The following is a 20,459-nucleotide window of genomic DNA, read 5'->3' on the forward strand; positions in this document are numbered from 1 at the left end:
TTTATCGCAATCGCGTCAAACCGGAAAGGACCCGGCCAATCACCCCGTTTCGACCGACGCGCGCATGGGGCGACTGTCGTTGACCATGGCCTGGTGGGCGGTGTGCAGTGCAATGTTCTATATCGTGGTCGGCGCTTCCCTGGCGCTGTCCTACGGCGCGCGCAATGCGTTGATCGGCATGCTGTTGTCGGTGATCAGCTATGGCCTGGTCAACAGCGTGCTCAGTCGCTTCGCGATGCGCAGCGGTTTGTCGGTGGCGCTGTTTTCGCGGCTGCTGTTCGGTAGCACCGGTGCGTGCCTGGCGACGCTGATCTTCTTTTCCACGGCCATTTACTACGCGGTTTTCGAGGGTTCGGTGATCGCCGTGGCGCTCAATCACCTGTATCCACAGTTGGCGTATCCGCTGGCTGCATTGCTGGTGGTGCTGTACAGCGTGCCGATGGTGCTGGGCAGCGTTCAGCATTGGCTGGACAAGCTCAACGGTGTACTGCTGCCGGTGTACCTCGGCGGTCTGCTGGCGGCGGTGGGGTGGTCGATCAGTCGTTATGGCTACCAGCCGCAATGGCTGGACTTTGGCCCGGCGATTCCCGCTGCATTGGGCTGGTGGGACTGTTTCGTGGCATACATGGGGGTCTGGATCCTGATGCTGTTCACCTTCGATTACGCGCGTTTCGGCAAACCTGAGGACGCTGAGTACCATGGTCGCTGGAACTTCGGCATGCCGTTCTACATGGTGACTTTCCTGCTCAATGGCGCGGCGGGCATCTATCTGGTCAGCAGCATTCCCCACGAAGGCGCGCTGAACGAAGTGTCGGTGGTCATGGCGATCCTGCAGTTGATGGGGCTGTGGGGGCTGTTGTTCGTCTGGGCCACGCAAACCCGGATCAACACGGCCAATTACTACCTGGCGACCTTGAACATGCAGGCGTTCTTTTCCCGTTTCGGCCTGTGTGGTTCGTACCTGCTGTGGGCGCTGGCGGTTGGGCTGATCGTGTATGGCCTGATGCTCGCGGATGTATTCGCATACTTGCTCAAGGCGTTGGCCTACCAAGGCATCTTTGTAGTGGCTTGGGTCGGCGTGGCATTAGCGCAGATTCTTTTGGGTCGTCTTGACGTGGTTGCGCTCGGCGGGGAGCGCGCATGGAATGCTGTCGGCTTGACGGCCTGGTTTGGCGCCACCGCTTCGGGGCTGGCCTTGATGTTTGCCGGTGGCGGGCTGGGCAGCTTTTCTGCACCATCGACTGTAATGATTGCGTTCGCCTTGCAAGCAGGTTTGTCCAGACGAAGCCGGGTACTATCGCAGTCGATTCAGTAAGTTTTAGCCGTTACACCTCCGGGGGGGGGGGACGGAAAGTCGCCGAGCGGCGGTCAGGCAATTCGAAAGCAGGCGAGGAGCGGACGCAGTCGTGAAAAAACTAGCGACTGGCAGTCGAGATTTCTAACCAGGCAGCACGAGTCATCTCCCATACTTCGACCTCCATCCGTCCAGATACGAAATCTCCTGGCCGCACGTCTACCAAGCGCATACCCTCATGTTCCGAGACCCTGCGAGATGCGTCGTTGGCAACCGCTTTGGGAACCTGCATGACCGGACGCGACAGTGTCTCGAACCAATAGGCATTGATGATCCGGCATGCCTCGCGCATGTAGCCCTTTCCCCACCACTGTGGGGCGAGCCAGAAGCCTCTGTTGTTTCCAGGCTGATCATACAAACTGATGCTACCCAGGGTGCAGCTGGCATCGTCGCGCATGCGGATCATCCAGTGCCATTCACGACCTGCTGCCATGGCAGGCAGGGCGATATCTCGGACATAGACCAGCGCCCCGTCTTCTGGATACGGCCATGGGACACGACGATCGAGGTAGCGAACCACCTCCCAGCAGGGGAACAGCTCCTGGATGATGGGCGAATCCTCTAACTGGAGGGGGGTGAGAACCAGCCGATCAGTGATAAGCGTCGGAAGACAGTCCATGACATTTGTTCCTGGGCATCCCTGTGAGATTTTGATTATCTGTACCGGGCTGGTTTGTGTCGACTGCTTCTGGCCGTTAGCTGACCTTCGCCAAGGGCAGCCATGGGGCGAAAGCGGTCACTCGCGACTGGCTGCTTTCGACCCGAAGCTGCCCTTCACGAAGGGCAGAAATCGGCCAAAAGCGGACAGTTAAGCAGGGTGAGCAGCTCTTCCTTGAAGATTGAAAGCGCCTCGGAAATAGGGGCGACTCACCCCGATATCATTTGCTGATCTAAGTTAACTCTTCGATCAAGTTGACGTGATGAGGATGTATCTTGAATTTCCTCTCAGGTCCACTCTGGTATCTGGCTGCACTCGATGCGAGAAAAGCTAAGTCAATTTCGACCTGGTTGACCAAGTCCTTCAAGGCTTGCTTAGGAATTTGGTTTTGGACAAGCAGGGGCAGCAAGCTTATGAATGAACAGGGATTGCTGGAGACTAAGGCCAATGTTTCCCGTGACGTCGGGTAGGCGGCCTGATCTAGCCATTTGCTGTAATGTTCATCATTCGCGCTCTCTGCTTCGACTGTCCACCGTAGCCTGCGAATGACTAGGTGTTGCTGCATGATTGGCCAGAAGTCGTCACCATAGAAGTCAATGCTCAACATCTCAGTGGTAGCCTCCCACAGCGCTTGAAATAGCGCGGCGGATTGCTTAAGTATTTCGGGATTGAGAGTCTCCTGTGCGTTGGCAGTACAGTCCAGAATCCCCAGGCCTATGTCAACCAAGGTGCGCATCAGTCCTGAAGCATCCGAAGGTTGCCATTCTTTGGAAATTTTATAAATGGGACGGAATTCGAGAATTTCTCTCAGCGCAACGCTAGAGTTCCACATGCTCAGCCAGTGACTGGTGAAGTCATCGCTCAATGCGACGGAATACCCAAGTACCCGGCAAGCATAGTTGTTGGGCTGAGTAGCGTGATATTCACTAACATGGCTTCGAAGCGACTTACCTTTGGAGGAGTTCCACTCGGTAGGTGTCAAGCTCCATTCTTTGATGAAGGCACTGACGTCCGGTGTCGGAAACTTGTTGGGGGCGTTCGAATGTAGAAGTGCTAGCATGGATTGGTAAACCCATGGCTCCCAAGAAAAATTCAATTGGTCGGAAACGGTTGGGGAAAATGGAAGTGGGAGTTTATCGGCTAATTCCCATAATATATCTTGGCTGCTCAGAGGTCGATTTTTTTCCGAGTTGTTATCAGGGAAGTTAAGGTGCTGGCGAGTGAGCCATGTGCCCCAACGCTTGAACAGACCCTCGAAATCGGATCTTTTAGCGACAGTAGCCACGAAACAGGCGAGCAGTGACCTGACGTGCGGTTCTAGCACAGACGAATGGTATTCTCGGCCATTGGCTATGTGGATGATTTTCGCACTACCGTGCCTGAGCAAGCTGGGAAGCAATAGGGCTCCATTCCACGCGCCATCGCTTTGGAAACTTGGTGGAGACCCGAGTGTGAACTGCTCCCACAGATCGTAGTTACGGTAGAACTCCGGGCTGTCGAGTACTCGATTGATCAAGAGTAGGCTTTGTGTGGAATTCATCCATTTAAACAGTTTGTCGGGATCGAGCTTTGCTAACAATTCAATCCATGGCCAACTGGATTCATCGACCCGACTTTCCCTAGTATGTCCGTACCAAATTTCATCGAGGGTGGTTGGATGGGATGGATCAACCGCATCTTCCTGAAGCAGCTTTTTTTCAGCATCGACGAAATGGTGATCGGCTAAATTTAAGAGTGCTTCTTTGAAAACATCATTTTTCAGAGCTACAACCAGTGCCACTTCCGTCCACAAGTGCTCAACCCACCATGAGTTTCGGACGAGAGCCCTGAAGGCGGTGTACCGGTTTTCGGTTTCTGAAGAGGCCCAGGCCATTACAATTCCGATTGCCAAGGCCGCCTGAATTCTCGGATCGTCTGACGCATCGAAGTCCTCGTTGGAACCGCCCAGTTGGGTGGTAAACCTCTTAAGAGCATTCTTGGCATCGTCCTGGGCGCAGAAGTATTCTGTAACAGACGTGAACAATACGTCGGGAGGTGCGAAGCGACCTTCTGCGAAGTCTCCAATCACCGATTCGGCGATTGTGTACGATTTGTGCATGTCCGACTCATAAGCGGGCGGCAATTGCCATTCTTTGTTCATGACTATTTTCTCCCGTTGTCGTTGGCCATCTTCCAAGCTGTATCAAAAAACTGCACTGCGTCATGAGTCTGAGCATTCCAGCCCCTACTCACAGCATTTACGTCCCGGTGAAAACCGCCTACAGTTGCGCCAAAATGCCATAATTCGTTATCGATGATAGCAAAGCGATCGTGAATGCAATCGGCGTCTCTGAGGGCAAATGAGAGTGCTATTGTGATGGGTGGGGCGAGTTTGGCTCGGTCTTCTGTTACGAGCTGCTTTAAATCCTCGAAATCTTTCTCGATTTCTTTCTGTGAATCATGATGACCAGTTAATATTTTTACCGTTTGAATGTTTTCTGTGTAAAACCAGTCCACGACTTTTTTAATTCTTCGGCTATGGTCTGGTTTTGGGCCGTCCGCAGAGAATAAATGCTTGTCAATTATCCAGACTTTTTGTGCAGTACTAATCGCTTTTTCAAATTCTTCGACTAACCGTACATCCGGAGCTGCGCGACGAGCCTTGATGGCATGAATACATGGAAAATGATGGCGTGATTCGTCCCGGTAGGGCGCCTCGCAAGGTATGAGTAGCTGCGGAGTAAAATTTGTCTCTACCGCCGGCGCGGTCGTACTGACACTAATCTGGGACGAGAACTTAGCCATTATTAACGGCCTGCGCGCCCGGTGCGTCCTGCATCTCCGCGTCCTGCGTCCCTTGTCCGTTCGGCACACCCTGCTCCTGACCCCCTCCCTCCGCTTTTGGCAACTGCGCTTCTTTCGTGTCTACCATGTCACGCCCGCAGTGCACACATGGTCTTTTGGGTGCTTCCCGCGGAACTTTGAAGTCCTCCAGGGGAACGGCGTTTTTGTAGAGGCCCATAAGGTGGGCGAGGATTTTTTCACCATGCGGTATGCGCATGATAAGCGTTGGCCGTATGCCGATAGAGTTCAGCGAGCTGCCGAGCATCCACACGCGCCCATCGACGGCGAGGAATCGATCATGGAACAGACTGCTTTCTGTATTCGCGACTTTGACTTCAATACTATTTTTGTGACTGGCTTGGAATATAGTCAGGTTTTGGATCAATGCCTGGTGAGAGCCCAGGGAGCCTTCACTAGTCTCGGCCTCAGTGCCGGCTTCTGCTTCCTTGATCTTCTTGAAAGCGCTATTTGAAGTCAGGATTTGTATCTTTATCTCGTCTCGCTCTATAGCAAACAGGTATTGAGGGATTTGATTTGCGCTGAAGTAGGGATCCGCGATGAAGATAGTGGAGCGAGCGTGTTTAAGCTTTTCCCTGATGTGTTCGAGTGCTTCTTTGCGTTGGTCAGTCGTAAACCAGGTCTGATCATATAGCTGGGCGCTGTGATTGAGCAGTCGTTCTCTTTTTGCGTCCAGCAAACGCTGAAAGGCGTCTGTTGCGTTCGGTGCCTCACCAAATGTTTGAGAGGATGCCAACGCCTTCTTTTCGGCAAAGTACTCATTGACTGGGCTCTTCTTTTTATCAGTTTCAGGGGCTTGAACCTTGACGCGTCGTTCGACCACCTCTGTCGTCATGTTCATTTGCCGCATGAACTGTCGCATGGGCGTTTGCATCAACACCCCGCGCTCCTTGTGTGTCAGAACTAGCCCTGAGACGTGGATAGAGTATGGTCTTTTAATTTCAACCAACCCATCCTCCGGTACCGGAACTGTATCGAAGGAGGTGAGTACACCTTCCTGGCCTTCCATCGAGGTCAAGCTTAGACCCTGAAGTTTCCGGCCTGGGTGGGGCTTCAAATGGAAGTACAACGATTCAGAGCTGTCCTCTTTAGGATCAACGAATTGTCGGACTGAAAGGACATCGCAGTCAGGCACGGCGAGTGCCATCCCACCCAGATATTCAGGGTACTCCCTAAAATTGACATGCATGTGGTGCTCTAGGAATTGGAAAGCTTCCTGGCAATGTTTGCTTTGTCCCTCTTGGTCAAGGAAGCTCGGCCATTCTTGGCTGTCTGAAATTCGACGTGTGTACCTCATGATGCCGAGGTTACGGAAGGGGATGGAAGAACGTTCAGATTTAAGTGTGATGTCGTCACTTTCCATTGGCACGCCCAGTACAGGCCACCTTGGGAAGTCGCTTAGTCTGCCAGCGGAGAGAGGTACGTCGTCGGAGCCCTCCCGGAAACCATTTAGGGGCCTAGGTGTATGAAGCTCTTCCGATGCGCTTCGGTACCATCGGACGGCCTCTTCCGCGGTCATGACAATACGGTCGACCGCAATAGCGCCTTCTTCCTTGAATTTTTTGAAGTAGGGCTTGGGAGGTCTCGATGGGACTTGCCTTCCTGACGCCAGGAACCAGACCGATGCGAACAGTAAACGCAGAGGAGGTCGTTCAGATGTAGGCGGAGCGTCAGATGTAGAACGCTTCGAAGATGGTGGTACAACCACCGCGACATGCACGACGGCATGTTCGAAGCCATCAATCAATTTGCTGTATGGGTGACTGCTTTCACTTTCCATGTAGGGCTCGGTATCGGTAGGAGGCCTGAGTTAAGAGTTCAATGGAGTGCCACCCCGAAGGTCATTCTGTCGGGTGCATACATATCCATTATGTAGCGGCACGGAGGAATGCGGAGGCGTAGCCGGAAGGGAAGATCTGGACTTGGCTGTCTCCTGTAATGACCGACCCTATGTGTCGGTAGCGCAGGGTGCTCATTCCGGCATCAACATGAACCTTCTTGGCTGAGGAAGCTTGTTCTGAAAGCATCTGTCCAGCTGGCTGTGCTTACGACCCCGTAGACTAGCAATGTGCCATTCCCGCGTCCATAGTCGGGATGATGCGTAGCCCTCGATCAAAGGGAGGCAGGCGCTGACCGGTCAAAAAACGGTTGTGAGCGAATGGCCGCTCATGGCCGACTTCTGCCTTTGGCCACCGGCAGCTATGGGTCGTTAGCAGCCTTCGCGAATGTCCGTTAACGACCCGTAGCTGCCCTTCGCGGTAGGCAGCTAACAGCCAATAGCGGAATTTCGACAACCGGACACCGTCATCGATGAAGTCAAGCTCTATGCTTGCATTCTGCCAGCAGACAGCTACCGTGTAATTTGTCGCCAGATGATGTAAATAGACGATACTTAAAAAGCAAGTGGCTTTTAAGCGGGCAGAGTTTAGCTCTGAGTGGTCTATAGTCCCTTGCTCAACACTAATTAATTGCCGGGACCGAGGAAGCTAAATATGACTACCCTGACTATAGAGGCTGCTAAGAAATTTTTCGGAGATCTATATGATACCGCGGCCGCACCAGACCTGAATGCCTTTGACAATGCGGCAATTCGGCTCATCACAAGATATCAAGACCGTGTAATGCCAGGGGACAAGGCGCTTGGAACTTTGATGATGAATGCCGTTATGTCAGAGCCAAAACTGACTGCGGATGATCGGGTAGAGCTTACTGCCGCAGTAATGGGAAACATCAAGCAGATGGCGGTTGGTACGTTTCTTCAGAAATTCCCTAAGGCCAACCTGAAAGGACTAATTAAGGCGGCTAAAGATGCAGGCTATGAGGTTCAAGTCCTTGATGCGGCCGGCGTGCAGGCTATGCCTAGAAGTGTTATTGATAAGCGCTGACTCTTACGAGCAATAGTTGGTCGATGGTCATCGTTTGCGGTGACCATCACTTCCTTTAGGTGAAAATCATGAATTCCACGTCACGTTCAACCCCAATACTTGGCTTGGAGTTTGTAAGCCTTGCAAGCATGGATAATGGTGGATCTTCTAAAGTTTTACCGCTACCCATCACACGCCCCGTGCATATAGTTTTCCATGGGGTGGCGCCATTCAATCACGGTCATTACGGCTTGCACTTTGGACTTGCTGATAAGTTGATTTTTCTGGGTAGCCCAACCAAGCTCATCACGGGTTTTTTTGTGGATTGCCGCAGTGACTCTCCGACTTATGGCGTGCGCCATGTTGAAAAATTTCACCCAATCACCACTGAAATGCTCTGTATTCCTCCAGGGGTAGGTCATGCGTTTGAGGGGTTGGAGGAAATATTTACAATCAATGCATATGAGGCGCTGCTGCCTCCACCAGAACTGCTTATCACCGAAAAAAATCCGTGGGCGACCGGCGCGGACATATTAAACTTCGCATTCGATGTTACAGATTCAGAATTGCCTCGTGTCACACCAAACAAATTCCCCGCATCTCAACGATTCTATGATCTTCTTCGCGACTACCAAAAAGAAACGCTTAACTTAGTAAGGCACGACTACCCTATAACTGAAGATGTTATTTTGGATGATGGTTCCGCTGTCAAATTAAGCGTTCGCAAGCCCATCGATAAATCACTGTGGCCTGATGAATGGGAAAACATTGAAAATATCTCCGGGCTCGGTTGGAGGCGTCATTATATAGTCATGGGAGACGATCACACGGGATATAGCGCATTAATTGATCCATCGCCTTTACAGGTAATTGATCACGGGACCGCAGAGTATTCTCATGATGCATATGGAATTCACTTGGAGTCCGAGGATCGCCTGACCTTTGTGGGGGAGGAGTCGCGTAGCATTCGTGCGCATTTCATTGACTGCCGGTTAGATAGCCCCACCCTTCATAAGGAGTGCTCGATCACCTTTCATCCAAGTGCTCTTAAGTTTCTTGTAATTCCGCCGGGCATCGCTCACGCTTTTGAATCAATTGAAGGCGTTTATACGATAAATCGCCCTAGACGATGCGCTGGAAACTTAGAGAGAATGGAACCCGGCAATGATATTATTGACTGGCCGCTAGCCGCTAGACCTGCGCCAATCTTAGAAATAGTAGAGAATGATGCCCCACTCGAGTACTATCATAGCCTAGCACTCAGGCAGCAGCGATTTTTGAGTGAAAATGATTTATCTTCTTCTGCGCTAAGCGTTTTGCTGGAAGATGGGCATGGGGTAGCAATTAGGCTGTTGCTCAGAAAAGCATGAAACTCATAGGGCAGCAAATTTTGCCAGTGTTTCCTAAATGCTTGGTTTTGTCAAAATTCAAACTTTCGCTCCTAATGCAGAATTTCTGAACGATTGAGTGTTGGATGTCGGTGAAGCTATTCCCGGTGAATGACTGCTTCTGGCCGACTTCTGCCCTTCACAAAGGACCGCTTTGGGTCGGAAGCGGCCAGTCACGAAATGCCAGTAACGACCCATAGTCGGCCTCCACCGCACTGTCAGAAAACGGGCAAAAGCAAAAATTCGGAGTGCCTGGTCCTGGAGCGGCCTTGCACTTGTATCAGCCAATCACCGGCGCATGTTCGGCCATCAATTCGGTTATCCAGTCGATAAACACACGCACCTTGGCGCTGACATGGCGATTCGGCGGGAAGGCCAGGTACATCGGCATTGACGCCATGTGCCAGTCTTCAAACAGCGGCAGCAATTCGCCGCTGATCAGGTGCGGTTTGGCCATGTACTGCGGCAGCCAGAGCATCCCGAGGCCAGCCAGGCCGGCGGCTAGGTATGCATTGCCGTCATCGACTGTCAGTTGCGGCTGCGCCTGGACCTCCAAGCGTTCATCACCTCGGTGCATTGCATAGGGCAAGGTCTTGCCTGTACGAAACCAGAGAAAGCCGACGGTCTTGTGCGGGCCTTCCTCCAACTCAAGGGGGTGCGCCGGTGTCCCGAAGCGCTGCAGATAACCGGGCGTGGCATAGATACCGAGTTTCAGATCGCCAACATGCCTTCCCACCAGGGACTGGTCGGTGATCTCGCCGCCACGCACCACGCAGTCGACGTTTTCACCAATGATGTCGACGATGCGATCGCTCACGCCCACGGTCAGCTGGATTTCTGGATAGCGTGCAAAGAATTCCGGCAAGGCGGGTATGAGCAGCATTCGCGCCAGCGGGCTGGGTACATCCACCCGCAGCCGACCGCGCGGTGCCATCGACGCGCTGGACAAGCTGGTCTCGGCGTCGTCCATGTCTGCCAGTAACCGGACGACGCGTTCGTAGTAGGCCGCACCGTCGGCGGTGACATTGACCTTGCGTGTGGTGCGGTTGAGCAGGCGCACGCGCAGCCTTGCTTCCAACTGCTGAATGAGCTGCGTCACGGTGGTCTTGCTCATGTGCAGGGTGGCTGCCGCCTTGGTGAAACTGCCGGTTTCCACCACCCGGGCAAACGCCTGCATTGCATCGAATCGGTCCATTCCACGCCTCGTTCGCACCTGGATTGTTTGGAGTATACAAACAGTTCTGGCCAGAACTGCCCGTTTATCCAGGGTAGAGGGCCTTCTTATAGTGGCCTCACCGTAAACAACGGGCTTTGATGGCCCCGAACGAGGTAGGTAATGTCCAGCAAACGTGATGTCGTTTTCCCGCCAGATCGCCATGCTTTGTACGAGTTGCACCGCTACTCGCCGGCGATTCGCTCCAATGGTTTTTTGTTCGTATCCGGTCAGGTCGGCAGCCGCAAGGATGGTTCGGCCGAGCCGGACCTCGCGGCTCAGGTTCGTTTGGCCTTTGCCAACCTCAACGCGATCCTGGCCGAGGCGGGCGGTAGTTTCGAGGATGTGGTTGATACCACCATCTTCATGGTCGACCCCGACTCGAAATTCGAAACCATCTGGGAGGTGGCAGCCGAGTATTGGGGCGAAGCGCCTTATCCCACGGTGACCGCTATCGGCGTGACTTGGCTGTCCGGCTTCGATTTCGAGATCAAGGTGATCGCGAAACTGCCGCAATAGTAATGGGGTAGGGGAGCAAGTTCATAGCGCGTCCTACAGGCATGAATAAGATTTTCCCTATTTCGAGTAGTCCGTTTCCGAAGCATGCTTTACCCGCTTTTACGGCATCCAACCGAGGTCTAGTCTCGCTGGGTCGCTACAAAAAAAGTAGCGACCGGGTCTGCAAGCCCGAGCGGGACAACTAGATCAGCACCACCCCTTGCCATTGGTCTAAGCCATTGGCCGTGCGTCATGGTGGCTGCGTACGGGTGGCCTTCGGGTCAGCCGGGCTTACTCTAGTTGCCCCGGTCTTGCAGGCCCGTACGTAGCCGCCACCCTTTCGCCTGCAAGCGATGGGGTGCGGTCCGATCAGCGCAACTAGAGAATTTCTTCATGCTCAAGATCGTCCCGGATCCACCACCGTCCACCGAGTCCCCCATCTCCTTGAAGACACCCTGGTCCAGGCCACCGAGTACGTCATGTGCGCGCTGGCCGTCGCCCATCAATCGTTCAATCACCTGCCAAAATCACCTGCCACCCTAGTGATGCTGACGATGATGCACGAGCTTGACACCACCCGCACATTGCTGGAGTCGGCACTTGCCCAGCTCCACATGAGTACGCGACCGCCGTCATACACTTTGCACTGAAAGGGGCGCCACGGACTGGTGAGAGTGGGCGCCCGGATCGGTGAAACTGCCGACGCCATTCCCGTCATTACCTGGGCTTGCCTCATCGCGGGACAAGCCCGCTCCCAAGCATCCGATGCATAAACCGTCGGCACGCAACCCGGTCTTCGATCCCGCTACATCAAAGACACCCGAGGATTTCGCAAATGGACAACGAAACCCCTGCAGACCACGGCCACCTCGGCTGGACCGTCGGCACCTGCACCTGCCTGGAAGGCGCCATCAAAGGTACGCGGCTGTTCCGCGTAGAGCCCGGCAACTGTGCGAACTACGCCATAGAGCAGGCTTCCGTGCTGCTCGACAGCGCCCGCCGGGCTTCCTTCATCGGTGTGATGGACAACGAACCGGTGCTGGTCTGGGCATCGCACTACCTGAGCGATATGGCCAAGGCATTGATGGATGATGCGCATATGGGAATGGTGAAGAAGGTATGACGCAGACAGGGGCGGCGCGCGCAGGGCCGCCCCGTCTTGCAGGAAGGTGTCGTGGGCCAGGTCGGACGCATCGGCGGCATTGCCCAGGCGTGCGCGCAGCCAGCTTTTCAGCCAGCTGTTATTTTCGCAGTACAGCTGGTGAAGCGCCTAGCGGTCGAGCGTCGACATAGAGCAGGGCTCAAGGCGCAAATGGTAATTGATCGCATTTTCTCGGGGTGGCGGGGGGATTGCTAGGTGCAGTTCAGCCGGGATGTGCTGGCGACTAACTTATAGGCTGGTGAAGGAATGCATATTTCGAAACAGTCAGTAAGTTTTGAATGATCACCCAGGCCATGAAGACAAACGCTAAATAGGTCAAGCCAACAGCCATTTTTCTGGATTTTGGCGTTTGCCACTCGCCGAGGTTGTGGAAGGCCCAGAACTGGTCTTGCAGTAACCCGCCAGGACTGCGAGTGGGCTCCACTTGCCAAGCTTCATCTTTTGCCTGTGCCGAAACGTCTAGGTTGTCGACATAGTTTGAAAGGTGCTCCATGCCCTTTCCGTGCTCGGCAAAGCTTCTCCAAGAGCTGTGGTCTTTTACCAGTTGAGGGCACCTAAAGTTGAAAATCAGGTTTGATAGTACAAAAAAGAAGGCGCTTAGATAAAAGCAGAAAAATGAAAATGGAAGCTCCATTTTAATCGGAATCGCTTGTCCTGCGATTTGAAAATTTAGGTGTGAAGGGACTTCGCTAAGTGCCTTTACCAGTATAGGAACGATGAACAGCCATATATAAATTGACTTGACTATTTGCGTATTGTGGATGTGGCTTATTTGACTCCACTTTTTGTCTAGCAGTTTCAAGGTGACTCCGGTCCTATCTGGTTTGTATGGTTTGGTTGGCGTTTTGCTACTGGTGTAGGGATCAGCTAATGAAAATTATCCTCGATACCAGCTCCGCACTGTTCTTCGCCTGCAACTTCTTCATCAACCGCGCCCGATGCACTTCCACCGTCCGATGCGATATCCCCAGCTGCCGCGCGACTTCCTTGCAGGTCAGCCCGTTCACGATATGCGACGAAATCTCCCGCTCCCGAGGCGTCAGTTGCACCGCTGGTGCCGGCTGCCGGTCGAGCCGTTCGAAATGCCAGATCATCAGCTTGAACGGATCCTCCGCCGTCAGCGTGAAACCCTGGGCACGGGCCCAGAACACCTCGCCGCTGCGGTGCTGCATGAAACGCTCGTCCGAATAGAAGGCGCCCAGACCGTTGCGCAGCCAGTGCTCGCTGCGCTCGCCAATGCTCTGGTAGTCAGCCTGGGAAGGGTAGAGCAGCAGGGTCAGGTGCCCGCGCAGCTCCTCGCGGGTGTAGCCGAACAGCCGGGCGAAGGCCTCGTTGCAGTCGAGCATGCGCCGGTGGCCGGTGATCAGTTGCGGCGCGGGTGACACCTGGAACGCCAGGCGCTCGAGGTCCGGGGAGGCGTGGGTGGGTACGGTCATCAGGCTTCCTGCCTCGGTGCTTATGGTCATGCCCCGTAAGGCTCACTACTTACTCGTGTACGTAGTTGCCCCAACTAGCGTGGGATTCGGGTGCTGACACATTGTATGCAATACCCGCTTCAAGGACAGAAGAAAACACCATGTTCCACGATTCCGTCGCCATCGTCGCCGCCGCGCACAGCCCTTTCGGTCGTTTGGATGGCCTGAACCTCGAAGACCTGATCGTCCAGGTCACCCGCGATGCCTTGCAGGATGCAGGCATCGACGCCGCCGGGATCGACGCGCTGTTTCTCGGCCACTTCAACTCGGGCCTGGTGGCCGACGGCTTCCCCGCCTCGCTGATGCTGCAGGCCGACCCGCAACTACGCTTCAAACCCGCTACCCGCTGCGAGAACGCCTGCGCCTCGGGCTCGGCGGCTATCCAGGCCGGGATCAACGCGATCCGCAGCGGCGCCGCCGAGCTGGTGCTGGTGGTCGGCGCGGAGAAGATGACCGGCAACAGCACGGTCGAGGTCACCCGGGCGCTGGCCGGCGCCGGTTACCAGAACGCCTTGCAGGAGGCCGGCCTGAGTTTTGCCCAGCTGTTCGGCCAGGTCGCCCAGCAATACACCGAGCGCTACCACAGCCCACTGGCATCGATGGCGGCGATCGCGGTGAAGAACCACGCCAACGCCATGGCCAACCCGCTGGCGCAGATGCACCGGGTGATGGACTTCGAGCACTGCAACCAGGTGTCGCCGAGCAACCCGCTGATCGCGGCGCCCCTGCGCCTGACCGACTGCTCGCTGATCAGTGATGGTGCTGCGGCGATCATCCTGGCTTCGCCTGTCCGCGCCCGCTCGATGCGGCGCCAGGTGGCGATCCGCTCGATGGTTCAGGTCAATGATTTCCTGCCGTTGTCGCGCCGCGACATGCTGGCTTTCGAGGGGCCGCAGCGGGCCATTCACGGGGCGCTGCGCGAGGCTGGGGTGACCCTCAACGACCTGAGTTTTGCCGAGGTGCACGACTGCTTCACCATCGCCGAACTGCTGATCTACGAAGCCATGGGCCTGGCGCCCCGTGGCGAGGGGCATCGCGCCCTGGACGACGGCATCGTGCGCCAGGGTGGTCGCTTGCCGGTGAACCTGTCCGGCGGGCTCAAGGCCAAGGGGCATCCGGTGGGGGCCACCGGGGTGTCGATGCATGCCCTGGGCTTCGCCCAGCTGACCGGCAAGCCCATCGGCCTGGGCGTGCCCAATGCCGAGTTCGGCCTGCTGTTCAACATGGGCGGCATGGCGGTGGCCAACTACGCCAGCGTGCTGCAAGCCGTCAGGGTCTGAGCCATGAACATCGCCCATTGGTTGCAGGATGCGGCCCTGCGCTGGCCTGAGCGGCCGGCGTTGTTCGAGGGGCCGCGGCAGATCGCCGACTACCGGATGTTTGCCACCCAGGTGCGGGCACGGGCGCTGGAGCTGCGACACGTGCACGGCATCGAACCGGGCGAGCGGGTGGCGCTGCTGATGAAGAACAGCTGCGACTACCTGCAACTGCTCTACGCGATCTGGTGGTGCGGGGCTGTGGCGGTGCCGATCAACCACAAGCTGCACGCCCTGGAGGCCGCGTGGATCGCCGGCAATGCCGGGGCGCGGCTGATCTTCACCGACGAGGGCCAGCTGTTCGCCGACCTGGCATTGCCGAACGGTTGCCGCGAGCTGGCCACGCCTGCCCGGTGCATGCCGGGGTTGCCGGCCAGCGATGAGCTGCAGGCGCCCCACCCACGCCAGGACAGCGACCTGGCCTGGCTGTTCTACACCTCCGGCACCACCGGGCGTTCCAAGGGGGTGATGCTGTCCCATGGCAACCTGGTGGCCATGTCGCTGTGCTATCCGCTGGACGTCGACCCGGTAGCCGCCGAAGACGCCGTGGTCTATGCCGCGCCGATGTCCCACGGCGCAGGGCTGTACAACTTCATCCACGTGCGCTGCGGCGCCCGGCACGTGGTGCCCCTGTCCCGGGGCTTCCAGGCGACGGAGCTGTTCACCCTGGCGCGATCGCTGGGGCAGGTCAGCCTGTTCGCCGCGCCGACCATGGTCAAGCGCATGGTCGAGCAGGCGCGCGAGCAAGGCTATGCCGGCGAAGGCATCAAGACCATCGTCTACGGCGGCGGCCCGATGTACCTGGCGGACCTGGTGGATGCCCTGGACATCTTCGGCCCGCGCCTGGTGCAGATCTACGGCCAGGGCGAATGCCCGATGACCATCAGTGCGTTGTCCCGCGAGGCCATCGCCGACCGTGGCAACCCGGGCTGGCCGGCCATCGCCGCTTCCGTTGGCCGCGCCCAGGCCTGCGTGGAGGTGCGCGTGGTCGATGGCGCGGGCCGGGAGACGGCGGCTGGCGAGGCAGGGGAGATCGTCGTGCGCGGCCCGGTGGTGATGCAGGGTTACTGGGACAATCCCCAGGCCACCGCGGCGGCCCTGGTGGATGGCTGGCTGCACACCGGCGATATCGGCTTTCTCGACGGCCAGGGCTACCTGTCGCTGACGGACCGCAGCAAGGACGTGATCATTTCCGGGGGCAGCAACATCTATCCCCGCGAGGTCGAGGAAGTGCTGATCCAGCACCCCGAAGTGTTCGAGGCCTGCGTGGTGGGTGAAGCCGACCCCGAGTGGGGCGAGTCGGTGGTGGCCTTCGTCGTGCCGCGCACGGCAGGCAGCCTCGATGCGCGGACGCTCAATGAGTGGTTCCTGGCGCGCATGGCCTCGTTCAAGAAACCGAAGAAGTACCTGTTCTGCGCCGAGCTGCCGAAAAACAGCTATGGCAAGATTCTCAAGACCCAATTGCGCCAATGGCTGCTGGACCCGGACGGGTCGCTCGGCAGCCCTTGAGCCGCGACATTTCATGGAAAGCGACACGACAGGAGTTACCCGCATGGGCATGTCACCCGCCAACACCCAGCGCCAGCGGCGCCGGGCTTTCATCGGCGCCACCACCGGCCACCTGATCGAGTGGTACGACTATGGTGTATACGGTTTCCTGGCCTTGTATATCGGCAAGGCCTTCTTCGTTTCCGACGACCCCACCAGCAGCCTGCTGGCGAGCTTCGCGGCCTTCGCCCTGAGCTTCTTCATCCGCCCGCTGGGCGGGCTGTTCTTCGGCCCGCTGGCGGACAAGATCGGCCGCCGTCGCACGCTGATCACGGTGCTGGTGATGATGGCAGGCTCCACCTTCCTGCTCGGCCTGCTGCCGACCTACGCCAGCATCGGCATCGCAGCGCCAGTGCTGCTGGTGCTGATCCGCTGTGTGCAGGGCTTCTCCGCCGGCGGCGAGATCGGCACCATCACCAGCTTCATCTCCGAATACGCCGGCCCCGGCCGTCGGGGCTTCGCCACCTGCTGGCTGATGGTCACGGCGGTGCTCGGGTTGCTGTTGGGCGGCGCGGTGGCCAATGGTATGACCTGGGCCTTGGGCGCCGAGCTGATGCAGGACTGGGGCTGGCGGATTCCGTTCCTGATTGCCGGCCCTCTGGGCTTCATCTCGCTGTATATTCGCCTCAAGCTCGAGGACAGCCCGGAGTTCCTCGCCCTGGTGGAGGCCGGGCAGACCTCCAAGGCGCCGCTGCGCGAGGTGTGGCAGTGGAAGCGCTCGATTGCCCTGGTGTTCTTCATCATCACCTTGCACAGCTCGATCTTCTACCTGGTGCTGACTTTCGCCTCGACCTACATGTCCAACACGCTGAAATTCGACAGCGGCACCACCTTGCTCTATGTGTTCGTCGCCAGCCTGTCGGCGGCGCTGGTGATGCCGTTTGGCGGCGCCTTCACCGATCGCTACGGGCGCAAGCCGTTCCTGATGGTGATCGGCACGTTGGCGACCCTGGCCATGTACTGGTTCTTCAAGACCGCGCCGGGCGCTACGCCGGCGACCCTGTTCTGGCCGCTGATGGCGGTGGCGATCCTGTTCGGGCTGTATGCGTCGTCGACCTACGCGCTGATGAGCGAGCTGCTGCCGACGCGCATCCGCTCCACCGGCATCGCCATGGCCTACAACATTCCGGTGGCGGTCTTCGGCGGCAGCGCGCCGCTGATCTCCACCTGGCTGATCAAGGTGACCGGGGATATTACCGCGCCGTGGTACTTCTACGTGGGCACCGGCGTGGCGTCGCTGCTGGCGCTGGTGGTGCTGCGCCAGGAGGACTTCGTGGCGTGCAACCGTGCACCGACGCAAGAACGGCCGGTGGGGACGGTACTGGCGGATTCTCAGGCTTGATGTAGCACGGGGATATCAGGCGCAGCGCCAATTCCGGAGCGGGGCGGCATTCTGTTACAGTCGCCGCCTCATGTAATCGGCCCGAGGATGTACAAGGATGTCGCTGCACGATTGGTTCGGATTTGTCGTTGTCTCGATGGTGGTGACCTTGTCGCCAGGCCCGGGTGTCATCATGGCGTTGTCCAACTCGCTGTCCCACGGGCCGAAGCGGGCGATGCTCGGCTCGCTGGGCAACGCGCTCGGGCTGCTGGTGGTGTCCACCGCCACCAGTGCGGGCCTCGGGGTATTGCTGCAGACTTCGGCCACGGCTTTCCTGCTGCTCAAGGTGCTCGGCGCGAGTTACCTGATCTACCTGGGGATCAAGCAGTGGAAGAGCCGTACCAGCGCCTTTGACCTGCTGGAGCAGCCGGTCAAGGCCAGCGCCAGCAATCGGCGGCTGCTGCTCAATGGCGTGGCAGTCGCGCTGACCAACCCGAAGGCGATCCTGTTCTTCGCCGCCTTCCTGCCCCAGTTCATGCGCACCGGCCACGGCGCCGATGGCCAGCTCGGCCTCTTGGTAGTCACCTTTGCCCTGTGCTCGATACTGTCCCACGCTTTCTATGTCACCCTGGCCCAAGCCTTGAAACGCCAGCTGGCTGCGCCGAACCGTGCGCGCCTGATGAATCGCCTGTTCGGCGTGTCGTTCATGACGCTGGGGGCCAGCCTGTTCACCGTTCAGGCCAAGACCGCCTGAGCACAAAGTTTTCCGATAGGTATATTCCCATGGCACAAGCCACCGACCAGGCCTTTTACGACCGCGCCGATGCGCATGTGGAACTGGCTAACCAGCAGATCGAAAAGCTCGAGGACCTCGGCAAGGTCAGCGCTTCGATGACCTTCGCCGCCAGCCGCTTCAATGCCTGGATGGCGGCACGCAGTTTCAAGTCCGCGGCGGAGATGGCGGCAGCGCGCGAGGAATTGTTGAAGTACTTCAGCGAGCAGTACCGGATGATGCTTGAGGACAACCTCGAAGAGCATATCGAGCACTTCGACCGCTATGTGCTGGGCAAGGACGGCTGAGCCAGCACCCGCAGGCGTTGTGAAGGCGGCGCTAGCGCCTGGCCAGCAGGATGTCTTCGAAAAACGCTCCCACCGGTTCTGTGGGATGGCACAGCTGAATTTCCAGCACCCAGACCATCTCCCCCGGCACGATCGGCAGATCGGCGAGTTTCTGCTGGCCGAACAGGGCATGGGGGAAATCGGTGACACGGTGCCCGGCCAGGTTGCGCTCCAGCCGCCAACCCTTTGCCGCGGCGCTGCGCTCGGCGACGTCATACAGCTCGCGGCCGGTCAGTCCTGTGTGCCAGGCCTGGCGCGTTTCCTCGAACACCTCGTGCAAGGCCGTGACGCAGGCCAGATGCAGGGGATGCTTGCCAAACACAAAGGTGTCGCCATAGTCGCCTTCATAGCCGTCCCACACAGGGCCGAGGTCGACCACGGCGATATCACTGGCGCGCAGCCGGCGCTGCGGGTCAATCCCCTGGCGTGGTGTGCGTACGGTGTCGTCGCCAAAGCGGATGTAGGTCGGGTGCCAGGTGTGCGAGGCGCCCATGGCCTGCAAGGTCTGCTCGGCCATCGCCAGGGCCTGGGCGGTGGTCATGCCGATTTTCAATTGACTGGCAATCGCCGCCAGCGCTCTTACCGTCTGCTCGCGGGCGGCCAGCATGCCATCGAGCGAATAGCGCGGGCCTACCTGTTCCCAGTACGGATCCAGTGCGTTTGGCGCCGCCGCGGTGCCGCTGGGGACAAACGCCTCGGCGATGAACCGATGCGCCTGAACCCCCGCAGCCAGGCACTGTTCGCGGGCCTCGCGGATCATCGCCGCGTTACCGCAGGCATAGACCTGTGTGTCCCCCCAGGGATGTCCCTGGGCCAGCGCCACCTGGTGAACGCGCGCGCGCGCCGACAGTACCGGGTGCCACTGAAACCGAGGGTGCTCCAGGCCGGCCTGGTCGAGAAAGCCACGGTCATAGAAGTCGTCCGGCGTTGAACCGCCCCAGTACAGTGAAACCTCGGCCTTGCGCGCCAGAGCGGTCAGCAGCAAGGGCTTGATGCCGGCGTAACCGGTCCCGGTGGCGAACAGCACCATTGGCCGTTCATTTTCATGCTGCCAAGTGCAGGCACCTGTCGGGCCCTCGAGCTTCACCGTGTCGCCCCTGCGCAACGTGGGCAGCAGACGCTCGGAAAACAGGCCGCCACTGACCTTGCGGATATGGAACACCATGCGTCCTTGATCCTGCGCTGGCAGGTTGGCGATGGAGAAGCAGCGGCTGTCGCCGTTGTCGAGACACAACCTGACGTACTGGCCAGGCCGAACCTCCACAGGCTGTGCGGGCTGCAGCACCAGTTCACTGATGTCTTGGCTCAAGGCGCGCAGGCTCTGTACCTGCGCGGTGAACGCCAGGGTGGGGGTGTCCAGTGACCAGCCGGGAATCTCCAGGCACATGTCGCTGCAGGCATGGCTCTGACACAACAGCATCTCGTCGGGAGCCAGGGGATAGGAGGGCGCGGGTGTGTCCGCGCTGCGTGGCGTGTCGCGATAGCTACCCGAAACAACCTTGACCTTGCACGAGCCGCAGGCACCTCGGCGGCACGAGAACGGCACGGCAAGGCCGCTGGCAAGCATGGCGTCGAGCAGCAATTCTTGGTGGGCGTCGAACGTGCTGCCCGAGGGCGACAATTCAATGACATGACGATTGGGCATGGGCACCTCGGGGCAAGGAGAAGGCGTGATTGTTGCGGTAGACTTGGCCCAGGAAAA

General features: G+C 57.8%; 18 protein-coding genes and 2 pseudogenes. 11 read left to right on the plus strand and 9 right to left on the minus strand.

Annotation, left to right across the window (positions count from 1 at the left end):
* The first annotated feature begins 64 nt into the window (after positions 1-64).
* Positions 65-1,315, plus strand: a complete 1,251-nt coding sequence (locus BMY03_RS19345; RefSeq protein ID WP_244891341.1) for a purine-cytosine permease family protein — start codon at positions 65-67, stop codon at positions 1,313-1,315.
* A 100-nt stretch (positions 1,316-1,415) separates the two neighbouring features.
* Here BMY03_RS19345 and BMY03_RS19350 read toward each other — a convergent pair whose 3' ends face one another.
* The 4 genes from BMY03_RS19350 to BMY03_RS19365 all read right to left on the minus strand — a co-directional run bounded on the left by BMY03_RS19350 (position 1,416) and on the right by BMY03_RS19365 (position 6,633).
* Complete coding sequence (locus BMY03_RS19350; protein WP_094011990.1) at positions 1,416-1,973, minus strand: GNAT family N-acetyltransferase; 558 nt, start codon at positions 1,971-1,973, stop codon at positions 1,416-1,418.
* 271 nt (positions 1,974-2,244) lie between these two features.
* Positions 2,245-4,152: a hypothetical protein gene (locus tag BMY03_RS19355; RefSeq protein ID WP_094011991.1), complete on the minus strand. Its 1,908-nt coding sequence runs from the start codon at positions 4,150-4,152 to the stop codon at positions 2,245-2,247.
* Between the two features lie 2 nt (positions 4,153-4,154).
* Positions 4,155-4,796 carry a hypothetical protein gene (locus BMY03_RS19360; protein WP_094011992.1) on the minus strand — a complete coding sequence of 214 codons (642 nt, stop codon included), beginning with the start codon at positions 4,794-4,796 and terminating at the stop codon, positions 4,155-4,157.
* Entirely contained in the window at positions 4,789-6,633 is a 1,845-nt protein-coding gene (locus BMY03_RS19365) for a VPA1262 family N-terminal domain-containing protein (protein ID WP_094011993.1), read from the minus strand. Before BMY03_RS19365 ends, BMY03_RS19360 begins: the two co-directional genes overlap by 8 nt.
* A 712-nt stretch (positions 6,634-7,345) precedes the next feature.
* Here BMY03_RS19365 and BMY03_RS19370 point away from each other — a divergent pair.
* The gene (locus tag BMY03_RS19370) at positions 7,346-7,738 is read left to right on the plus strand and encodes a hypothetical protein (protein WP_094011994.1); all 393 of its coding nucleotides are present in this window, start codon (positions 7,346-7,348) and stop codon (positions 7,736-7,738) included.
* 68 nt (positions 7,739-7,806) lie between these two features.
* Positions 7,807-9,087 (plus strand): dTDP-4-dehydrorhamnose 3,5-epimerase family protein, encoded by a 1,281-nt coding sequence (locus BMY03_RS19375; protein WP_094011995.1) that lies wholly within the window; start codon positions 7,807-7,809, stop codon positions 9,085-9,087.
* Between the two features lie 298 nt (positions 9,088-9,385).
* Here the strand turns inward: BMY03_RS19375 and BMY03_RS19380 are convergent, their stop codons facing one another.
* Entirely contained in the window at positions 9,386-10,300 is a 915-nt protein-coding gene (locus BMY03_RS19380; RefSeq protein ID WP_094011996.1) for a LysR family transcriptional regulator, read from the minus strand.
* Positions 10,301-10,441: 141 nt separating this feature from the next.
* On the opposite strand from BMY03_RS19380, the gene BMY03_RS19385 reads away from it, so the two are divergent.
* From BMY03_RS19385 to BMY03_RS19395, 3 genes and pseudogenes are all read left to right on the plus strand, one after another.
* Positions 10,442-10,837 (plus strand): RidA family protein, encoded by a 396-nt coding sequence (locus BMY03_RS19385; protein ID WP_094011997.1) that lies wholly within the window; start codon positions 10,442-10,444, stop codon positions 10,835-10,837.
* 372 nt (positions 10,838-11,209) lie between these two features.
* Positions 11,210-11,466: pseudogene (locus BMY03_RS26685) on the plus strand (hypothetical protein).
* Between the two features lie 185 nt (positions 11,467-11,651).
* Complete coding sequence (locus tag BMY03_RS19395) at positions 11,652-11,939, plus strand: DUF3077 domain-containing protein (RefSeq protein WP_094011998.1); 288 nt, start codon at positions 11,652-11,654, stop codon at positions 11,937-11,939.
* 36 nt (positions 11,940-11,975) lie between these two features.
* On the opposite strand, the pseudogene BMY03_RS26690 reads toward BMY03_RS19395, so the two are convergent.
* The 3 genes and pseudogenes from BMY03_RS26690 to BMY03_RS19410 form a co-directional block, all read right to left on the minus strand.
* Positions 11,976-12,074 (minus strand): annotated as a pseudogene (locus BMY03_RS26690) (RNA polymerase subunit sigma); the annotation flags it as partial.
* 127 nt (positions 12,075-12,201) lie between these two features.
* Positions 12,202-12,780 carry a hypothetical protein gene (locus BMY03_RS26220; protein WP_143067571.1) on the minus strand — a complete coding sequence of 193 codons (579 nt, stop codon included), beginning with the start codon at positions 12,778-12,780 and terminating at the stop codon, positions 12,202-12,204.
* A gap of 61 nt (positions 12,781-12,841) precedes the next feature.
* Positions 12,842-13,414, minus strand: a complete 573-nt coding sequence (locus BMY03_RS19410; protein ID WP_094012000.1) for a LuxR C-terminal-related transcriptional regulator — start codon at positions 13,412-13,414, stop codon at positions 12,842-12,844.
* Between the two features lie 140 nt (positions 13,415-13,554).
* On the opposite strand from BMY03_RS19410, the gene BMY03_RS19415 reads away from it, so the two are divergent.
* The 5 genes from BMY03_RS19415 to BMY03_RS19435 all read left to right on the plus strand — a co-directional run bounded on the left by BMY03_RS19415 (position 13,555) and on the right by BMY03_RS19435 (position 18,718).
* The gene (locus BMY03_RS19415; RefSeq protein ID WP_094012001.1) at positions 13,555-14,733 is read left to right on the plus strand and encodes an acetyl-CoA acetyltransferase; all 1,179 of its coding nucleotides are present in this window, start codon (positions 13,555-13,557) and stop codon (positions 14,731-14,733) included.
* A gap of 3 nt (positions 14,734-14,736) precedes the next feature.
* Positions 14,737-16,278 (plus strand): class I adenylate-forming enzyme family protein, encoded by a 1,542-nt coding sequence (locus tag BMY03_RS19420; protein ID WP_094012002.1) that lies wholly within the window; start codon positions 14,737-14,739, stop codon positions 16,276-16,278.
* Positions 16,279-16,321: 43 nt separating this feature from the next.
* Complete coding sequence (locus tag BMY03_RS19425; protein ID WP_094012003.1) at positions 16,322-17,659, plus strand: MFS transporter; 1,338 nt, start codon at positions 16,322-16,324, stop codon at positions 17,657-17,659.
* 97 nt (positions 17,660-17,756) lie between these two features.
* Positions 17,757-18,392, plus strand: coding sequence for a LysE family translocator (locus tag BMY03_RS19430; protein WP_094012004.1), 636 nt, complete (start codon positions 17,757-17,759; stop codon positions 18,390-18,392).
* A 29-nt stretch (positions 18,393-18,421) separates the two neighbouring features.
* Positions 18,422-18,718, plus strand: coding sequence for a DUF3144 domain-containing protein (locus BMY03_RS19435; protein WP_023630723.1), 297 nt, complete (start codon positions 18,422-18,424; stop codon positions 18,716-18,718).
* A gap of 31 nt (positions 18,719-18,749) precedes the next feature.
* Here the strand turns inward: BMY03_RS19435 and BMY03_RS19440 are convergent, their stop codons facing one another.
* Positions 18,750-20,402, minus strand: coding sequence for an NAD(P)H dependent flavin oxidoreductase family protein (locus tag BMY03_RS19440; RefSeq protein ID WP_038706287.1), 1,653 nt, complete (start codon positions 20,400-20,402; stop codon positions 18,750-18,752).
* Positions 20,403-20,459: the final 57 nt, after the last annotated feature.

This window comes from Pseudomonas soli, from assembly GCF_900110655.1.
Taxonomy (GTDB): Bacteria; Pseudomonadota; Gammaproteobacteria; order Pseudomonadales; family Pseudomonadaceae; genus Aquipseudomonas; species Aquipseudomonas soli.